This window comes from Corynebacterium kozikiae (genome assembly GCF_024580965.1).
GTDB classification, from domain to species: domain Bacteria; phylum Actinomycetota; class Actinomycetes; order Mycobacteriales; family Mycobacteriaceae; genus Corynebacterium; species Corynebacterium kozikiae.
This window is the reverse complement of sequence record NZ_JANIKJ010000011.1, coordinates 1-15,360: the sequence shown is the minus strand read 5'-3', so window position 1 is coordinate 15,360 and position 15,360 is coordinate 1. Positions and strand designations below refer to the sequence as shown.

The window sequence follows — 15,360 nt, the reverse complement described above, 5'->3', positions numbered from 1 at the left end:
TTACCCTATGGAGGACGAACTCGTGAAGTCCCTGAAGTCTGCAGCACGCCGTGGCGCGCTGATCTCAGTAGCCGCCACCTCTGCGCTCGCACTCGCATCCTGCAGCGCTGGACAAATCACCCAAACCTCCTCCCAGGTCCCTGCAGTGGATGGCGCTTTCAGCGCGTACCAAGGTGTGCAGCTCCGTGATGTCACCGTGCATGTGAACGAGGAAGGCCAGGCAGGCGTGAAGTTCTTTGCCGCCAACCTGGACACCGCAGACCGCAGCTACGATCTCCGCGGCATCACCGTGGACGGCACCCCAGTGACCCTCTCCGAACCAGTGACCCTGGATAAGGGCTGCGTTGTCATGGGCGGCCTGCCCGAGGAGATGGACCTCCTCACCGAGCCAGAAGGCCAGTGCTACCAGCTCGTGGACGCAACCCTGGAGAACACCGGCCTCGCCTTTGGCGGCAACGTTCCCGTGGTCTTCGACTTCGGCTCCGGTGAAGTCACCGTGAACTCCACCGTCTCCATGCCAGTTGCCCCTTCCGGTGAAAACGACCGCGTCATCGGTGAAGGCGCAGGCGAAGGCCACTAATTGGTCACATAGGTTGTAGCCTATGAGCTCCCCGTGAATTGAGTTGGACTCACGGGGAGCTTTTTGCTGTCTGAGTACACCAACGAAGGCGAAAGCCGCCACCGAGGCCTCAACTTCTCACCTCGGCGGCGGCTTTCCCTTCACTGTTAAATCAGGCGGATTAACACCACCAAGCCAACCACAAGCACAGTAGCAGCCACCATGTTCAGCAGCACGGTGGGCAGTCCCAGCTCACGGGAAGGCTGGGCAACTTGGATTTCATGCGTCTCCAGGGGTGCAGCCACCACTCCATTGGATTGCTCACCATCGGTATCGGCAGCGGAAGGCACAGGGGCGTTTTCATCCCTCACTTCCACAGTGCCCACTACCTCACCGGCCTGCCCAATGTTTTGACCGAACAGGCCAGGCAAGAACGCCAGAGCGGGTGTCACAGCAACAAGAGACTGAATCTCCGAGGGCAGCTCAGACTCCTGGAAGTCTGTGGTTTCACCATTAGGATGCGTTTCCACTGCCTGCGCATTTGGCTGGGCACCCGCACCCGGAGCAGGAGCCACACCCGGACTTGGCTGCGCCCAGAACTGAGGAACGAGCGCCGCACCGATGATTGGAGCGAGAACTTCATAGGGGAAAGCAGGGGTCTCCGGCGTCGGTTCCGGCTCCGGCGCCGGAGTAGGCTCCGGTTCGGGCGTGGGCTCGGGTTCGGGTGTCGGTTCCGGATCGGGAGTCGGTTCCGGCGTGGGCTCCGGCGTAGGTTCCGGTTCCGGCTCCGGCGTAGGTTCCGGTTCCGGTTCCGGCGTTGGCTCAACCACCCGCACTGGCGCCGGCACATTCATGCCGAGGGAAAGAGTTTGGTCAGAGGTGATCTCAAAACGAACCTTGCTATCTTCCACGCCCTCAACCCCGATGCCGGGAATTTCCACGGACGTGCCGGCGGGTACGTGCGCGATGTTGTAGAAGAGCTCGCCGTTTTCCTCTACAAGCGTGACCCCTTCGGGCAGTGCTGCGCTGGTGGAGTGGATGCTGGCGCCGTCGATACCCGATGCGCGGATGAGGACGTTGGTGAGGTCGCGCTCTGGTTGGTTGATGACCACGGTCATTTCCTGGCCCACAGTGCGCACAAACCATGGCAATCGGGCATAGGCAACGTTGAGGTTGATGAGTTCGTAGTCAATACCCAATTCCACCGAGGAAGGCTTGTTTTCCATGCCAGCGGGGATGTAACCGAGCTCCAGGTTGATGTGGACGCGGCGGTTCTCCTCGGCGAGGTGGCTGTTGAAAATGATGATGCCTTCACCAGACGTGGAGATGGAACCCACAGCCATGAGGTTGCCGTGTTCGTCGTTGATGTCAAATCCCACGTCACGGGAGATCCTGAAGCCGGTGAGCTGGAAGGGAATGAAGTCGCCATCCTCAGGAATCTCATTGAGATTGAAGTGGATGGACTGGCTCATGCGGGTGCCAGCTTGGTAGGTGGAGCCATCGGTCAGAACGTTCCCCTCGGCATCACGCAGAGTGCGGGTCACCGTCGCATCAACGGGGCTGGGGATGGTGCCCACAATGTCGTCCGCAATCACCGCGGGCGTTGTAATGGGCGCTGCTTCTGGCGCGAGAGCAGGCGCAGTAACGACGTCCGTTATTGGCTGCACTTCGGCTACGTCCTGCGCCAAAACGAGTGGAGATACAGCAAAACTGAAGCTCAGCGCCATTGCTGCCGCTGCCGCCCGACGAACAGACTTGCTCACGGGCACCTCCATTTCTGCTTCAATCCTGCTGTTAGTAATTTTCTAAGGCGATACTACCACTGACTCTTATATTTTCCTAAGTTTCTTGTGGTGACGCAAAGCACCAAACTCATCCTAGAAAAAAATCGCCCACCAAGGAATTCTGACATGCCCACCAGGCCCACTCAGTAGACTGTGACCTAAGGTGATCTCAGGTGATCTACAGTGTTCGCATGGCCAAGAAACCACAGCACACCTGCACCGAGTGTGGGTACACGTCACCTAAATGGCTTGGACGCTGCCCGGAGTGCGGCGCCTGGGGTTCGATGGAACAGGGAGCCCCAACGCCTGCGTCGGTAAGCAAAGTGGGAGTGCTTACCCCAACCTCCCCCGCTACCCCCATCACAAGCGTTGACCCCACGGCCGCCACCAGCCTGCCCACCGGCATCTCCGAGCTGGACCGAGTACTCGGCTCCGGCATCGTGCCAGGCTCAGTGATCCTGCTCGCGGGTGAACCTGGCGTCGGCAAATCCACCCTGCTGCTTGAAGTGGCCAGCAAGTGGGCGAAGCTCGGGCGCACGGCATTGTATGTGACCGCGGAGGAATCGGCGGGGCAGGTGCGCATGCGCGCGCAGCGTACCGACGCCCTCGTGGACAGCCTCTACCTGGCTTCAGAGAGTGAACTCGATGTGATCTTTGGCCACGCCCGGGAGCTGACGCCCAGCCTGCTCATCGTGGACTCCGTGCAGACCATGCACGCGAGCGGTGTGGAAGGAGTGGCCGGCGGCGTTGCCCAAACCCGCGCAGTCACCGCGGCGCTCACCACCCTGGCCAAAACCACCGGCGTGCCCATCATCCTGGTGGGACACGTCACCAAAGACGGCAACGTGGCCGGCCCCCGCGTCCTCGAGCATCTAGTTGACGTGGTGCTGCACTTCGAAGGCGACCGCCACCTCAGCCTCCGCATGCTCCGTGGCATCAAAAACCGCTTTGGCGCCACCGACGAGGTGGGCTGCTTTGAACAACGCAGCGACGGCATCCACGAAGTCCCCGACCCCACCGGCCTCTTCCTCTCCCATCGCGGCGAAACCCCAGATGGCACCGCGGTCACCGTAGCCATGGACGGGGTTCGCCCCATGCTCACCGAAGTCCAGGCGCTCGTGGTGCACACTGAGTCCAAATCTCCTCGCCGCGCAGTCACGGGCCTCGACGCCACCCGAGTCCCCATGGTCCTCGCCGTGCTCGGCGCCCGCGGCGGCAAACCCACCCACAATAAAGAGGTATATGTGGCCACCGTGGGCGGGCTGAAAATCGGCGAGCCCGCAGCAGACCTCGCAATCGCGCTGGCCACAGCCAGCGCACTCAGTGGAACCCCGCTGCCACCCCGCACGATCGTGCTTGGCGAGGTCGGCCTGGCGGGAGAAATCCGCGCCGTCCCCGGCCTGGACAAGCGCCTACAGGAGGCCGCTCGCCTTGGCTACGAGCGCGCCATCCTTCCCGCCGGAACAAAGCAAAAGGCGCCCGCGGGGCTGGAAATCCGCCCCGTAGGCACCATCAAGGAAGCGCTACTGGAGATTGAACGTGGCAGGCTGTGAGGGGTTATCCCCCACCACAGTGTGCAAGTAGTAGCTGCCCGCCGGCACGGGGGCGCGGTCCTCACACTGCTCAGGGGCGCTCGTGGTACGCGACCACGTTGCCTCGAAATAGCGCTCCGAGCCGGCAGCGAAGGTTTCCTCACCGTTGCCCACCGCTGGGTTGCAGTCAATATCTGCCCACATGCGCTGGTTAGTGTCCATCGCGTAGACCTCAAAGCGCAGCACGTCCTGGTCCAGGTTGATCACGCAATCTTCCTGAGTGGGGTTGCGCACCGTCATGTAGAACACCGGCTGCGAGTCCGCCGGGTAGTTGGCAAAATCCGTCTCTGCAGTGATCTCAAGGTCCGCCAGAGTGCAGCCGCTGGCTTCGGTAGCGGCTGGAGCCTGGGTTTCCGTTTCGGTTTCGGTTTCCGTGGGTTCGGAGCTTGCAGAGGCTGGCGCTGCAGTGGTGGTGGTGATCACCGTGGAGGTTTGTGCCGCCGGGGCGGAAGTATCGGGGCGGTTAAGAGCAAACACCGCCACCAATAGCAGCACAACAATCACCAGAATTGCCGCCGCGGCGGCGCGCCTGCGCTGGTAGTACACCTCTGGAAGCCTGTTCATGCCTACCAGAATAAGCGGTGATCACCAGCGCGTTGAGGTTTTGTTTGGGCGTGTCTAGAGCCCGTAGGTGGCTACGGTTTCCACGGCGCCGTCGGAAAGCCGGTAGCGCGCAGCCACCACGGCTGTATCTCCGCGGTCCACGGCCTCTTTGATCGCCGGCGACTTATACAGAACCTTACGAGCGGTGGCATCCGCGTGGTGGCGCTCAAAGTCCCCAGAAGTGAGGTGGTCCTGGGTGCGGGCCTCGAGCACCGAAGGGGTGATCTGCTCCACCAAGGTGCGCAGGTGCCCCTGGGGAACCTCCGCGCCATTGAGCACCTCCACCGCTGCTTTCACCGCGCCGCAACTCTCATGACCCAGCACCACCACAACTTCCACCCCGAGGCCACTGACGGCAAACTCCAGGGAGGCCATCACGCCGGAATCCACCACTTCACCGGCGGTGCGCACCACGAAGATGTCCCCCAGGCCGGCGTCAAACAGGATTTCCGCCGGTACGCGGGAATCACCGCAGGTAAACACGCACACCCGCGGCGACTGCCCCTTGGTCAACTCCAGGCGTCGCTCCAGCTCCTGGTGCGGGCGCATTGGGGTGCCGTTGGCAAAGCGCTCATTGCCTTCAAGCAGTGCTTCCCATACAGCTTTTGGATCTCTTTCATTCATGGTTCAATTGTGCACGCATGAATGAACTTTTGCCCGTAATTTCTTGGTATCACACCCACAAACGCACCATCGCGTGGCGCAATGAGCACACCACCGCCTGGGGCGTGCTCGTCAGCGAGGTGATGAGCCAGCAAACCCAGGTCTCCCGCGTCGAGCCACTCTGGGAAGCATGGATGCAGCGTTGGCCCACGCCTGCCGACGTCGCCAGCGCCCCAACGAGCGAGGTTATCCGCGCGTGGGCGAACCTAGGGTACCCAAGGCGGGCGCTGCGCCTCCAAGAGGCCGCGCGCATCGTCGCCGAAGAAGGCATGCCCACCACCGTCGAGGGCCTGCTCAAACTACCGGGGGTGGGCGACTACACCGCCCGCGCCGTAGCCGCCTTCGCCTACGGGCAGCGAGTTGGGGTGGTGGACACCAACGTCCGCCGCGTGGTCAGCCGCGCCTTCGGCATCAAACCCACCATCGAGGCAGTAGAAAACCTGCTTCCCCTCACCGATGCGCCCACCGCCTCCGTTGCCCTCATGGAACTCGGCGCACTCGTGTGCACCAAGAACCCCCAGTGTGGGGCCTGCCCACTCAGTGGGCGCTGCCAATGGGATGGCACTGTGGAGGTGACGCGGAAGCAGGGGAGGTTTGCTGGCAGCCACCGGCAGGTGCGCGGGAAGATCCTGGCCTTGCTGCGCGAAAAGGGGCCGGTGCCAAGCGTTGATGTTGCTTGGCCCGACCCCTCGATGCGCCAGGTGGCATTGGATTCACTTATTGCCGACGGCCTCGTGGTCCACCACGAGGGCCACTACGACCTGCCGGCTTAGCGCCAGCGCCCTCGGTAGGTGAGCCCACCGGGCAGGTTCACCCACACTCCGCCACGGGAGTTCACCGTTACCGGCCCAATCTTGGTGCTGGCGGACGCACCGGAGCCGGAGAGGTTCAGCCAAGAGTTCTTGCCGAGCTTCTTGCGCTTGCGGAAGGTGATTCCCATTGCTTACTCCTCTACCAGTTCCTCAGGCAGGTCCTCGGGGTTGTCCGCTGCGTCGAGCACCGCCTGCTGCGCTGCGAGCACCTCCTCTGACTCAGTGAATTCATCCAGCGGCTTTGGCCGAGGCGTGAAGGTGAAGCGGGCGCGGTCGGTGTCCTTGGACTCCCCGTCCCAACCTTCAACGTCTACGGTCACGATCTCACCAGCGCCGACCTCGCCGAAGAGGATCTTCTCACTCAGTACGTCCTCGATCTCACGCTGGATGGTGCGGCGCAGTGGGCGCGCGCCGAGCACAGGGTCGAAGCCGCGCTTGGCCAGGAGGTTCTTGGCCAGGTCGGTGAGCTCGATGCCCATGTCCTTCTGGCCGAGCGCCTTGGACACGCGACCAACCAGCAGGTCCACCATTTCCACAATCTGCTCTTGGGTGAGCTGGTGGAACACCACGATCTCATCGATACGGTTGAGGAACTCTGGGCGGAAGTGCTTCTTGAGCTCGTCGTTGACCTTCTGCTTCATGCGCTCGTACTGGCCCTCGGCGTCGGTTTCGCCAACGGAGCTGAAGCCCATGCCCACAGCCTTGGAAATGTCCTGGGTGCCTAGGTTCGAGGTGAAGATCAGTACGGTGTTCTTGAAGTCCACCACGCGGCCCTGGCCGTCGGTGAGGCGGCCGTCTTCCAGCACCTGCAGCAAGGTGTTGTAGATTTCCTTGTGCGCTTTTTCGATTTCGTCGAAGAGCACAACCGAGAATGGCTTGCGGCGCACCTTCTCGGTGAGCTGGCCACCTTCCTCGTAGCCCACGTAGCCCGGAGGAGCACCGAAGAGGCGGGAGGCGGTGAAGCGGTCGTGGAACTCGCCCATGTCGATCTGGATGAGGGCGTCATCTTCACCGAACAGGAAGTTCGCCAGGGCCTTGGAGAGCTCCGTTTTACCCACACCGGATGGGCCGGCGAAGATGAAGGAGCCGGATGGGCGGCGAGGGTCCTTGAGGCCGGCGCGGGTGCGTCGGATTGCCCGAGAGACTGCCTTGACCGCATCCTCCTGGCCGATAATGCGCTTGTGCAGCTCCTCTTCCATGCGCAGCAGGCGGGAGGATTCCTCTTCAGTGAGCTTAAACACTGGAATGCCGGTCCAGTTGCCCAGCACCTCAGCGATCTGCTCCTCGCCTACCTCAGCGATTTCCTCCAGGTCGCCATCGCGCCACTGCTTTTCCTTGACCGCGCGCTCCTCGGAGAGCTGACGCTCCTGATCGCGCAGGCCAGCGGCCTTTTCAAAGTCTTGGGCGTCGATGGCTGCTTCCTTTTCGCGGCGGACCTCCGCGATCCTGTCATCTACCTTGCGGATAGACTCAGGTGCAGTCATGCGCTTGATGCGCATCCGGGCGCCGGCCTCATCGATGAGGTCCACTGCCTTGTCTGGCAGGAATCGGTCATTGATGTAGCGGTCAGAAAGCTGCGCCGCTGCTGCCAGGGCGCCGTCAGTGATGGACACGCGGTGGTGTGCCTCGTAGCGGTCGCGGAGGCCCTTGAGGATCTCGATCGTCATCTCCACGGATGGCTCCGGGACCTGCACCGGCTGGAAGCGGCGTTCAAGGGCGGCGTCCTTCTCGATGTGCTTGCGGTACTCATCCAAGGTGGTAGCACCAATGGTTTGCAGCTCACCGCGGGCGAGTTTTGGCTTAAGCAAGCTGGCGGCGTCGATCGCACCCTCTGCGGCACCTGCGCCAACCAGGGTGTGGATCTCGTCGATGAACAGGATGATGTCACCACGCTGGTTGATTTCCTTGAGCACCTTCTTCAGGCGTTCCTCAAAATCACCACGGTAACGGGAGCCGGCCACCAGGGAGCCCAAGTCCAGTGAGTAGACCTGCTTATCTTTGAGCGTCTCCGGCACCTTGCCATTCACAATATCCAGCGCCAAGCCCTCCACCACGGCGGTCTTACCCACACCGGGCTCACCGATCAGCACCGGGTTGTTTTTGGTACGGCGGGAAAGCACCTGCATAATGCGCTCGATTTCCTGCTCGCGGCCCACAACTGGGTCCAGCTTGCCATCGCGCGCAGCCTGGGTGAGGTTGCGGCCAAATTGGTCCAGTACCAGCGAGTTGGAACGATCGCCCTGGCCACCCTTTCGGCCCTGGCCACCGCGTGGGGCCGATGCGCCCACGGGCTCGTCGTTTTCCTGGCTGTTTTCTGGCGTCTCACCCTCGTAGCCGGAGAGCAACTGGATCACCTGCTGACGCACGCGAGGCAGGTCAGCGCCGAGCTTCACCAGCACCTGCGCAGCAACGCCCTCGCCTTCACGGATGAGGCCGAGCAGCAAGAACTCGGTGCCGATGTACTTGTGGCCCATCTGCAGGCCCTCGCGTAGGGAAAGCTCCAACACCTTCTTGGCGCGCGGAGTAAAGGGGATGTGGCCTACCGGCGGTTCCGCGCCGCGGCCGATGATTTCCTCGACTTCACGGCGGACGTCGTCAAGCGAAATCCCCATGGACTCCAGCGCCTTCGCCGCAACGCCTTCACCCTCATGGATAAGACCGAGCAGGATGTGCTCAGTGCCAATGTAGTTATGGTTCAGCCCGCGGGCTTCCTCCTGGGCCAGCACGATCACGCGACGAGCACGATCAGTAAACCGCTCGAACATGTTCACTCCCCTAAAAGATTGTCCTAATGTGTCACCCACTCTAACGCTCGCAATGGACACGCATTTCCCAAACGCTCACCCAACCCCACCTAAAACCCCCATTTTCCCAGTTCAGGCACCATGTACGCCATAAGCGAACAAAGCGCGCTACAAAGGAAGAATGCAACTCAAACACTTCCCCACCCCACAACGTCCCCGCGCCACCGTGCTCATCGCCCACGGCTACGCCGAGCATCACGGGCGCTACCTGCCCTTTATCGAGGCGCTGAACGACGCCGGCATCGAGGCCTACACCTACGATCACCGCGGTCACGGCGCAGCCGCCGAAGAGGGAAAGAAGGCACAGGTAGACGTAGCTACCCTCGTGCAGGATCACCTCGCCGCACGCCGCGAGCTTGGCTCCCAACCGCTGGTGCTCTTCGGCCACTCAATGGGAGGACTCATCACCGCCCGATCAGTGCAGCACAACGCTGAAAACGTGCAGGCAGTAATGCTTTCCGGCCCGGCATTCCTCCCCGAGACGGCGCTGCCCCTGCCCGCAGTGCGCGCCGGCCGCGCTCTGGCCAAGTTCTTCCCCGGCCTCCCTGCCGCCAGCCTGGACGCCGCCCACACCGCCCGCGACCCACAGGCGGTAGCCGAATACCAGAACGACCCCCTGAACTACCTGGGGAAAGTCCCCCTCCTCACTGGCACCTCAATGATGTTGGAAGGCCACGCCGCCCTGGCCGGCTCCTGGCCGAGCATCCCCACCCTGATCCTCCACGGAACCGACGACCACCTGGCCAACCCCCAAGGTTCCAAGGAGTTCGCCAAGAAGTCCACGTCCATCCAGCTTGAACTGCAGCCGGGCGGCTACCACGAAATCCTCAATGACTACGGCAAGGAGGAGGTCACCGCCCGCTACATCGAGTGGCTAACTGAGACGCTCCGGCTTGACCATGGGGAACAGGACGGTCTCGCGGATACCTAAGCCGGTCAGCGCCATGAGCAGGCGGTCAATGCCCATGCCGCAGCCCGCAGTGGGCGGCATGCCCTGCTCCATGGCTGCGAGGAAGTCCTCGTCCAACACCATTGCCTCTTCGTCGCCGCCGGCAGCCAGGCGCGCCTGGTCCTCAAAACGCTCGCGCTGAATCACCGGGTCCACCAGCTCCGAATAACCGGTGGCCAGCTCAAAGCCGCGCACGTACAGATCCCATTTCTCCGTCACACCCGGCTTGCTGCGGTGCTGGCGAGTCAGCGGCGAGGTCTCCACCGGGAAATCCCGCACAAAAATCGGCCCATGGAGCTGGTCTGCGCACAGATGTTCCCAGATCTCCTCCACCAACTTCCCGTGGCCCCAGCCGCCTTTCGACGGCACCTCCAGGCCAATCACCGCAGCGATTCCCTTAAGCTCATCCACCGTGGAATGGATGGTTACCTCCGGCTGGCCAGGGAACTTCCGCGCCAGCGCCTCATTCAGCGAGGGGTACATCTCAATGGATTTCCACTGGCCACCGAGGTCGTACTCAGTGCCATCCGCAAGCGTCACCGTGGTGGAGCCAAAAACCTCGAGGGCTACGGCTTGGATGAGGTTTTGGATCAAGGCGGCGCCGTCGTCGTATGTGCCCCACGCCTGGTACGTCTCCAGCATGGCGAACTCCGGTGAGTGAGAGGAGTCCACGCCCTCATTGCGGAAGTTACGGTTGACCTCGAAGACCCGCTCGATGCCGCCGACCACGCAGCGCTTCAGGTAGAGCTCAGGGGCTATGCGCAGGTAAAGGTCGATGTCCAGGGCGTTCGAGTGAGTGACAAAGGGGCGTGCCGCTGCGCCACCGTGCAACGTCTGCAGCATCGGGGTTTCCACCTCAAGGAAGCCCTCCCCCTCCAGGAAGTTGCGCAGGGCGCGCATCACCTTGATACGGGTCAAGGCGTTGGTACGGGCCTGCTCACGCATGATGAGGTCGGTGTAGCGGTGGCGCACGCGGGAATCCTCGCTCATCTCCGCAAACGCCACCGGCAACGGACGGATCGCCTTAGACGCCATGTGCCAGGAGGAGGCCATCACAGACAGCTCACCGCGGCGCGAACGGATGATGCGGCCGCGAATGGAAACGATATCCCCCAGGTCAACGTCCTGCTTCCAGCTCGCCAACGCCTCCTCGCCGACCACCGCAAGCGAAAGCATCGCCTGAATCGTCTGCCCATTGCCCTCCTGCAACGCCGCAAAACACAGCTTGCCGGTGTTGCGCACAAACATCACACGCCCCGCGACGGCAACCTCATGGTCCGTCTCTTCGCCGTCTTCAAGCTTGCCCTCATACTGCGCACGCAAAGCAGAAATACTATCCGTGCGATCCACCTCCACCGGATACGGCTCATGGCCGCGATCTAGGAGGGACGCGCGCTTTTCACGCCGAATACGAAGCTGCTCTGGTTCTTTTTCCACACGGGATACAATAACAGCCATGATCATTTGCGGCGAAGGCCTAGTAGACCTCGTACCCCAGAACGGCGCATTCACCGCGGCCCTCGGCGGCGGCCCCTACAACGTAGCAATCGCAGCGGCACGCCAAGGCGCCCAAGTCCGCTTCATCTCACGCCTCTCCACAGACGCCTTCGGCGAACAACTCGTCCAAACCCTCGCCCAAGAAGGCATCGACACCACCGGCATCCAACGCGGCCCCGAACCCACCACCCTCGCACTCACCAACATCGGCCCCGACGGCTCCGCCACCTACACCTTCTACGCCGAAGGCACCGCAGACCGCCTCGCCAACCCCTCACTGAGTGAAACGCCCTCCATCGCCTGCTTTGGCACCGTCTCCCTCGCCCTCGAGCCGGCGGCCAGCCGCTACATCGCGCTGGCCAAACACCTCCACTCAGTAGGATGCTTCGTGGCGCTGGACCCGAATATTCGGCCGTTCTACGCCACTGAGTCACACAAAGCCCGCCTGCTGGACTTGATCGATCACGTTGATCTGCTGAAACTCTCCGAGGAAGAAGACGAGTTCCTGGGCCACCCCACAGCGCCGGTCAAGGTGATCACCCGTGGCGGCGAGGGCCTAGAGGTCCACTCACTGGGGAAGGTATTCCGCGTGAGCGCCCCGGCGATTGAGGTGGCAGATACGATCGGTGCCGGCGACACCGTCATGGGCGCCATCCTGGCTCAGCTCCAGGCAGGCGCTACTGAGTGGGAGGAGATCGCCCAGCACGCCGCCAACTCCGCCGCGGTGACGTGCACACGGGTGGGCGCCCAACCACCTACGAGGGAAGAAGTCAAGGCCTTCCTCGCTTCTGTGGATAACTAGCCGCTTGGTTGCCGCCTGGTTGCACTGAGTTATCCACAGGCAGCCAGGGCCTCTTCTCTGCCGCTTTCCGCCCCCTTAGCGTGTGTGCCATGGAACAAATTGCACTGGCGTATCACAAGGCAGGTTTTGCGCTCGTGGCGGCTGTGGTGGCCGCGCGGCGCAAGGATTCAAAAGAAGAGGTGGCGCGGCGATTTTGCATGTCCAAGGACACCGTGCGGCGCATGGAGTGGATGTATAAATTCTTCGCGCCGCCCGGGGTACGCGAGGCGGCGCAGGGGATCCCGCTGGAGGCCCTCGACGGCATCGCAAAGCAGGTCAAGGCCCTCTCGGAGGAGGATCGCCCCGAGGTCACGCGTCGGTGCCTTGTCAAAGCCGCCGGCAAGACGGTGGATGAAGCTATCGACGTAGCCAAGGAGCTGGTCACCGAGTTCAAAACCAGCCGCGGCTACGCCCCGAACCGCAAGCAACGCCTCTACTCTCAGCGTAAAGCTGACGCCAACGGCCAGCGCCGCCTCCACGGAGTGTTCAACGACGCCACCCTCACCCGGATCGAGCGCCTCCTCGAACGCGACATCAACTCCCGCCTCAAACAGGGCGTCAGCCGCCCCGAAGCCTTCGCCGAGTCCCTCATCGACGCCATCCTCGGCAGCAAACACGCCGCCGACGGCGCGCGGGCCTACCAACCTGGCCTCCTGCTGCCCCTGCGCCCGTCGGAAGGCTACTTCAAGGACGGCAAGGTCTACACGTTTGACGGCGCAGGCATCCCCCTGTCCGAGCTCGGCGGGCTGGAGATCGGCGACACCGGCTACGCCATCGTGACCGCGCAGGACGAACGCGGGCGCATCGGCGCGGAAGCCATCCCCATCAAACGCTTCGCCGACCGCCTCCAACGCCTCCTGCTGGCCACCGAAACCCTCGTCTGCCCACAACCAGGCTGCACCCAACCCGCCTGGCGCTGCCAATACCACCACGTCGTGGCCTTCAGCCGCGGCGGCGCCACCACCACCGACAACCTCATGCTCCTCTGCCCCGACCACAACGCCACCAACGACGACAACCCCGCCCACCCCAAAAACGGCCGCATGGAACGCTGCCCCACCACCGGCGCCCCCATCTACAAACGCACACCCCACCACCCCGGCACCCGCAACCACACCGCCACAACCCGCAAAGGCTGGCGCGAAGAAACCGAAGCCTACCTCGCCCAACCCACCGAATCATGAAGCACCACACCACAAGGGAGCTCCACACCACCCAATAAACGCACATCCCCCTCCCGCGGCGCAGGCCCCAACCCCAGCCCCCGCAACTCCAAATACAACGGGGCAATCCCGGCTGCCTCAAACACACCCAACGCCGCCCCCACCGAGTCACCCTGCGCCGCATGCACCCCAGCAGTGAGTGAAGCAGCCAGGACCAGCGCCAACTCCCGCTCCGACTCAGGCACACGCACATTCCGGCCCGACACCGCCAACCCATCCGGCATCCGCACCACCGGCACTGAGTGAAGCTTGAGCGGCAAACGGTAATCGTTCACCACCCGCTGAGTGATCACCAGCAGCTCATAATCTTTCTCGCCCAGGAACATATCGCTGGCACCGACACTGTTACTCAGTGCAATCAGGCGGGCGAGTTTGTCGGGGACTTCGGGGTTGAGGGGCTCGTAGTCAAAGCCGATTCGGGGAGTGAGTTCACGGGGATCGTAGTGCCAGGTGGCGTCGACACGCTCCTTCTCCAACCCCTGCACCGCGAACGGCGCGGCGACCAGCGTGACCGCCCCAGGCACTGAGCGGGCGGCGCGGATGAGCGCAAAGTGGCCGGCGTGGAGGGTGTCACTCAGTACAGGGACCAGGCACACGGGCTTGCCGAGGCGGCGGAAGGCGCGGGTGAAGGGGGCGGGGTCGGAAAGCGGCATTGCGCGGCCGGGTTCAAAAGGCACTGGGGCTCCTCGTGATCAGGGTGTCCAATTCTTGCTGCGCGCGCACGAACGCCGCGTAGGCAGCACGGAAAGCAGGCAGGTGCTCCAACGCCACTGAGTGGGGGTGGGCCGGGAACAGCAGCTCAATGAGCACCTGGGCGATCTCGCTGGAGGCGAAAATCACCGTGCGCTCGCCGTAGGGAACCGCCAAGCCACTGTGGTCCACCGCGGGCTCAAGGCCGAGGGCGGGGTCGGTGTAGATGACGAGCTGGCCACGGCGCAGCCCACTCAGTGGAGTGGCGGAGATGAGGGCGTCTGCGGTGTGGGGGTCACTCACTAGGCGGTGGTGAGTGGGGATGGTGACGGTGGGGTCGGTGATGTAGACGCTGAGGCTGGGGGTGTTCATTTGCGGTTGCGGGCGATGAGTTCGGCTACGGAGATGCCGTTGGTGTGGGCGTCGGCGCGGCGGCGGCCGGCGGATTCGGTGTCGGGGTCAGAGTCGGCTGCGGGCAGTTCGGCGATGCGCTGTGCCTCGGCATGCAGGGCTGGTTGCTGTGCCATTGAGTAGCCGCTGAGCTCCTCAAGCTGCTCGCGCATGGCGTCCAGTTGAGCGCGTATTTCACTCAGTGAGTCCTCGTGAGTCTGCTGCTGGCGGAGGCGGGCGACCATGAAGGCGCCGCCGAGGGCGGCCCATAGGGAGATGAGTAGGGCGATTTTGAGGAGCGGCACTGATCCCGTCGTGAGCGTGACAATGCTGCACACCACGGCCAGCGCGATCAGGACCCATTCTTTCATGGGTTCTAACCTACCGCGTTCGGCGGGGTCATGCAGTTGCGCTCCAGCCAGCGTGCCGCCGCCGCGAGGGCTAGGGAGGCGATTACGGCCGCGACTACCACGGGGGCGTCGGCAGCCGCTGCACTCAGGCGCCCCGCCCGCGGCAGTACGTAGCCCGCCATGCCGAGGTAGGTGCCGCCCATGATCGCCGCCGTCCACTCACTGGCTTTCGCGAACGCCAGGTAGCCGGCGGCGCGCAGGGGGTTGAGTTGGGTGCGGTCGAGGCCGACGCGGCGCTGCGCCACACTTCGGCGGATATGGAGGGCGAAGCCGACGCACAACGCCGCCATACCAAGCAGCGTCACCGGGACCGCCGCGGGCACCGGCACGAGGGCGCCGTAGAAGCGCAGCATCAGCATGTAGGTGCAGGCCGCGAAGAAGGCGGCCGCCGCGAGGAACCGGATCATAGGTCCCCCAGTGTAGTGAGTGGGGGGCCCGTGATCAGGCTGGTCACGGCCTTCCCACTCAGTGTGGCGTGGGGGTCGGCGTCGAGCCAGGGGACGAGCACAAAGTCACGCTCGTGGGCGTGGGGGTGCGGGAGGG

16 protein-coding genes are annotated in these 15,360 nt (G+C 63.3%); 6 read left to right on the top strand and 10 right to left on the bottom strand.

What is annotated here, in order from left to right; all coding sequences use genetic code 11:
* Positions 1–7: 7 nt before the first annotated feature.
* Positions 8–580 carry a type III secretion system chaperone family protein gene (locus tag NQ018_RS07700; RefSeq protein WP_257060146.1) on the top strand — a complete coding sequence of 191 codons (573 nt, stop codon included), beginning with the start codon at positions 8–10 and terminating at the stop codon, positions 578–580.
* Positions 581–726: 146 nt separating this feature from the next.
* On the opposite strand, the gene NQ018_RS07695 is transcribed toward NQ018_RS07700, so the two are convergent.
* The gene (locus tag NQ018_RS07695; protein WP_257060145.1) at positions 727–2,322 is read right to left on the bottom strand and encodes a hypothetical protein; all 1,596 of its coding nucleotides are present in this window, start codon (positions 2,320–2,322) and stop codon (positions 727–729) included.
* A gap of 212 nt (positions 2,323–2,534) precedes the next feature.
* Here NQ018_RS07695 and radA point away from each other — a divergent pair, with 212 nt between their 5' ends.
* Positions 2,535–3,896: a DNA repair protein RadA gene (radA, locus tag NQ018_RS07690; RefSeq protein WP_257060144.1), complete on the top strand. Its 1,362-nt coding sequence runs from the start codon at positions 2,535–2,537 to the stop codon at positions 3,894–3,896.
* Here radA and NQ018_RS07685 read toward each other — a convergent pair.
* Both NQ018_RS07685 and NQ018_RS07680 read right to left on the bottom strand, forming a co-directional pair.
* Positions 3,867–4,499, bottom strand: a complete 633-nt coding sequence (locus tag NQ018_RS07685) for a hypothetical protein (protein ID WP_257060143.1) — start codon at positions 4,497–4,499, stop codon at positions 3,867–3,869. The genes radA and NQ018_RS07685 overlap by 30 nt on opposite strands.
* 54 nt (positions 4,500–4,553) lie before the next feature.
* On the bottom strand, positions 4,554–5,162 hold the full coding sequence (locus tag NQ018_RS07680; RefSeq protein ID WP_257038957.1) for a carbonic anhydrase: 609 nt from the start codon (positions 5,160–5,162) through the stop codon (positions 4,554–4,556).
* Between the two features lie 17 nt (positions 5,163–5,179).
* On the opposite strand from NQ018_RS07680, the gene NQ018_RS07675 reads away from it, so the two are divergent.
* Positions 5,180–5,974: an HhH-GPD family protein gene (locus NQ018_RS07675; RefSeq protein ID WP_257060141.1), complete on the top strand. Its 795-nt coding sequence runs from the start codon at positions 5,180–5,182 to the stop codon at positions 5,972–5,974.
* Here NQ018_RS07675 and NQ018_RS07670 read toward each other — a convergent pair.
* Positions 5,971–6,141, bottom strand: coding sequence for a DUF4236 domain-containing protein (locus NQ018_RS07670; protein WP_257038955.1), 171 nt, complete (start codon positions 6,139–6,141; stop codon positions 5,971–5,973). The genes NQ018_RS07675 and NQ018_RS07670 overlap by 4 nt on opposite strands.
* A gap of 3 nt (positions 6,142–6,144) precedes the next feature.
* A complete protein-coding gene (locus tag NQ018_RS07665) occupies positions 6,145–8,778 on the bottom strand; it encodes an ATP-dependent Clp protease ATP-binding subunit (protein WP_257060140.1) in 2,634 nt (877 codons plus the stop codon).
* A gap of 160 nt (positions 8,779–8,938) precedes the next feature.
* On the opposite strand from NQ018_RS07665, the gene NQ018_RS07660 reads away from it, so the two are divergent.
* The gene (locus tag NQ018_RS07660; protein ID WP_257060137.1) at positions 8,939–9,748 is read left to right on the top strand and encodes an alpha/beta hydrolase; all 810 of its coding nucleotides are present in this window, start codon (positions 8,939–8,941) and stop codon (positions 9,746–9,748) included.
* Here NQ018_RS07660 and lysS read toward each other — a convergent pair.
* Positions 9,692–11,224 carry a lysine--tRNA ligase gene (lysS, locus tag NQ018_RS07655; protein WP_373566920.1) on the bottom strand — a complete coding sequence of 511 codons (1,533 nt, stop codon included), beginning with the start codon at positions 11,222–11,224 and terminating at the stop codon, positions 9,692–9,694. The two genes, NQ018_RS07660 and lysS, sit on opposite strands and share 57 nt — an antisense overlap.
* On the opposite strand from lysS, the gene NQ018_RS07650 reads away from it, so the two are divergent.
* Together NQ018_RS07650 and NQ018_RS07645 are read left to right on the top strand one after the other, a co-directional pair.
* Complete coding sequence (locus NQ018_RS07650; protein WP_257060133.1) at positions 11,223–12,065, top strand: carbohydrate kinase family protein; 843 nt, start codon at positions 11,223–11,225, stop codon at positions 12,063–12,065. The two genes, lysS and NQ018_RS07650, sit on opposite strands and share 2 nt — an antisense overlap.
* Before the next feature lie 89 nt (positions 12,066–12,154).
* Positions 12,155–13,288, top strand: a complete 1,134-nt coding sequence (locus tag NQ018_RS07645) for an HNH endonuclease signature motif containing protein (RefSeq protein WP_257060130.1) — start codon at positions 12,155–12,157, stop codon at positions 13,286–13,288.
* Here the strand turns inward: NQ018_RS07645 and NQ018_RS07640 are convergent.
* From NQ018_RS07640 to NQ018_RS07625, 4 genes are read right to left on the bottom strand one after another with little or no spacing between them, the layout of a single operon-like run.
* Complete coding sequence (locus NQ018_RS07640) at positions 13,261–14,004, bottom strand: pantoate--beta-alanine ligase (RefSeq protein ID WP_257038949.1); 744 nt, start codon at positions 14,002–14,004, stop codon at positions 13,261–13,263. The two genes, NQ018_RS07645 and NQ018_RS07640, sit on opposite strands and share 28 nt — an antisense overlap.
* Positions 13,994–14,389: a hypothetical protein gene (locus NQ018_RS07635; RefSeq protein ID WP_257060128.1), complete on the bottom strand. Its 396-nt coding sequence runs from the start codon at positions 14,387–14,389 to the stop codon at positions 13,994–13,996. Before NQ018_RS07635 ends, NQ018_RS07640 begins: the two co-directional genes overlap by 11 nt.
* Positions 14,386–14,778 (bottom strand): DUF6779 domain-containing protein, encoded by a 393-nt coding sequence (locus NQ018_RS07630; protein WP_257060126.1) that lies wholly within the window; start codon positions 14,776–14,778, stop codon positions 14,386–14,388. The genes NQ018_RS07635 and NQ018_RS07630 overlap by 4 nt, the downstream gene beginning before the upstream one ends.
* 5 nt (positions 14,779–14,783) lie before the next feature.
* On the bottom strand, positions 14,784–15,224 hold the full coding sequence (locus NQ018_RS07625) for a DUF3180 domain-containing protein (protein WP_257060122.1): 441 nt from the start codon (positions 15,222–15,224) through the stop codon (positions 14,784–14,786).
* Positions 15,225–15,360: the final 136 nt, after the last annotated feature.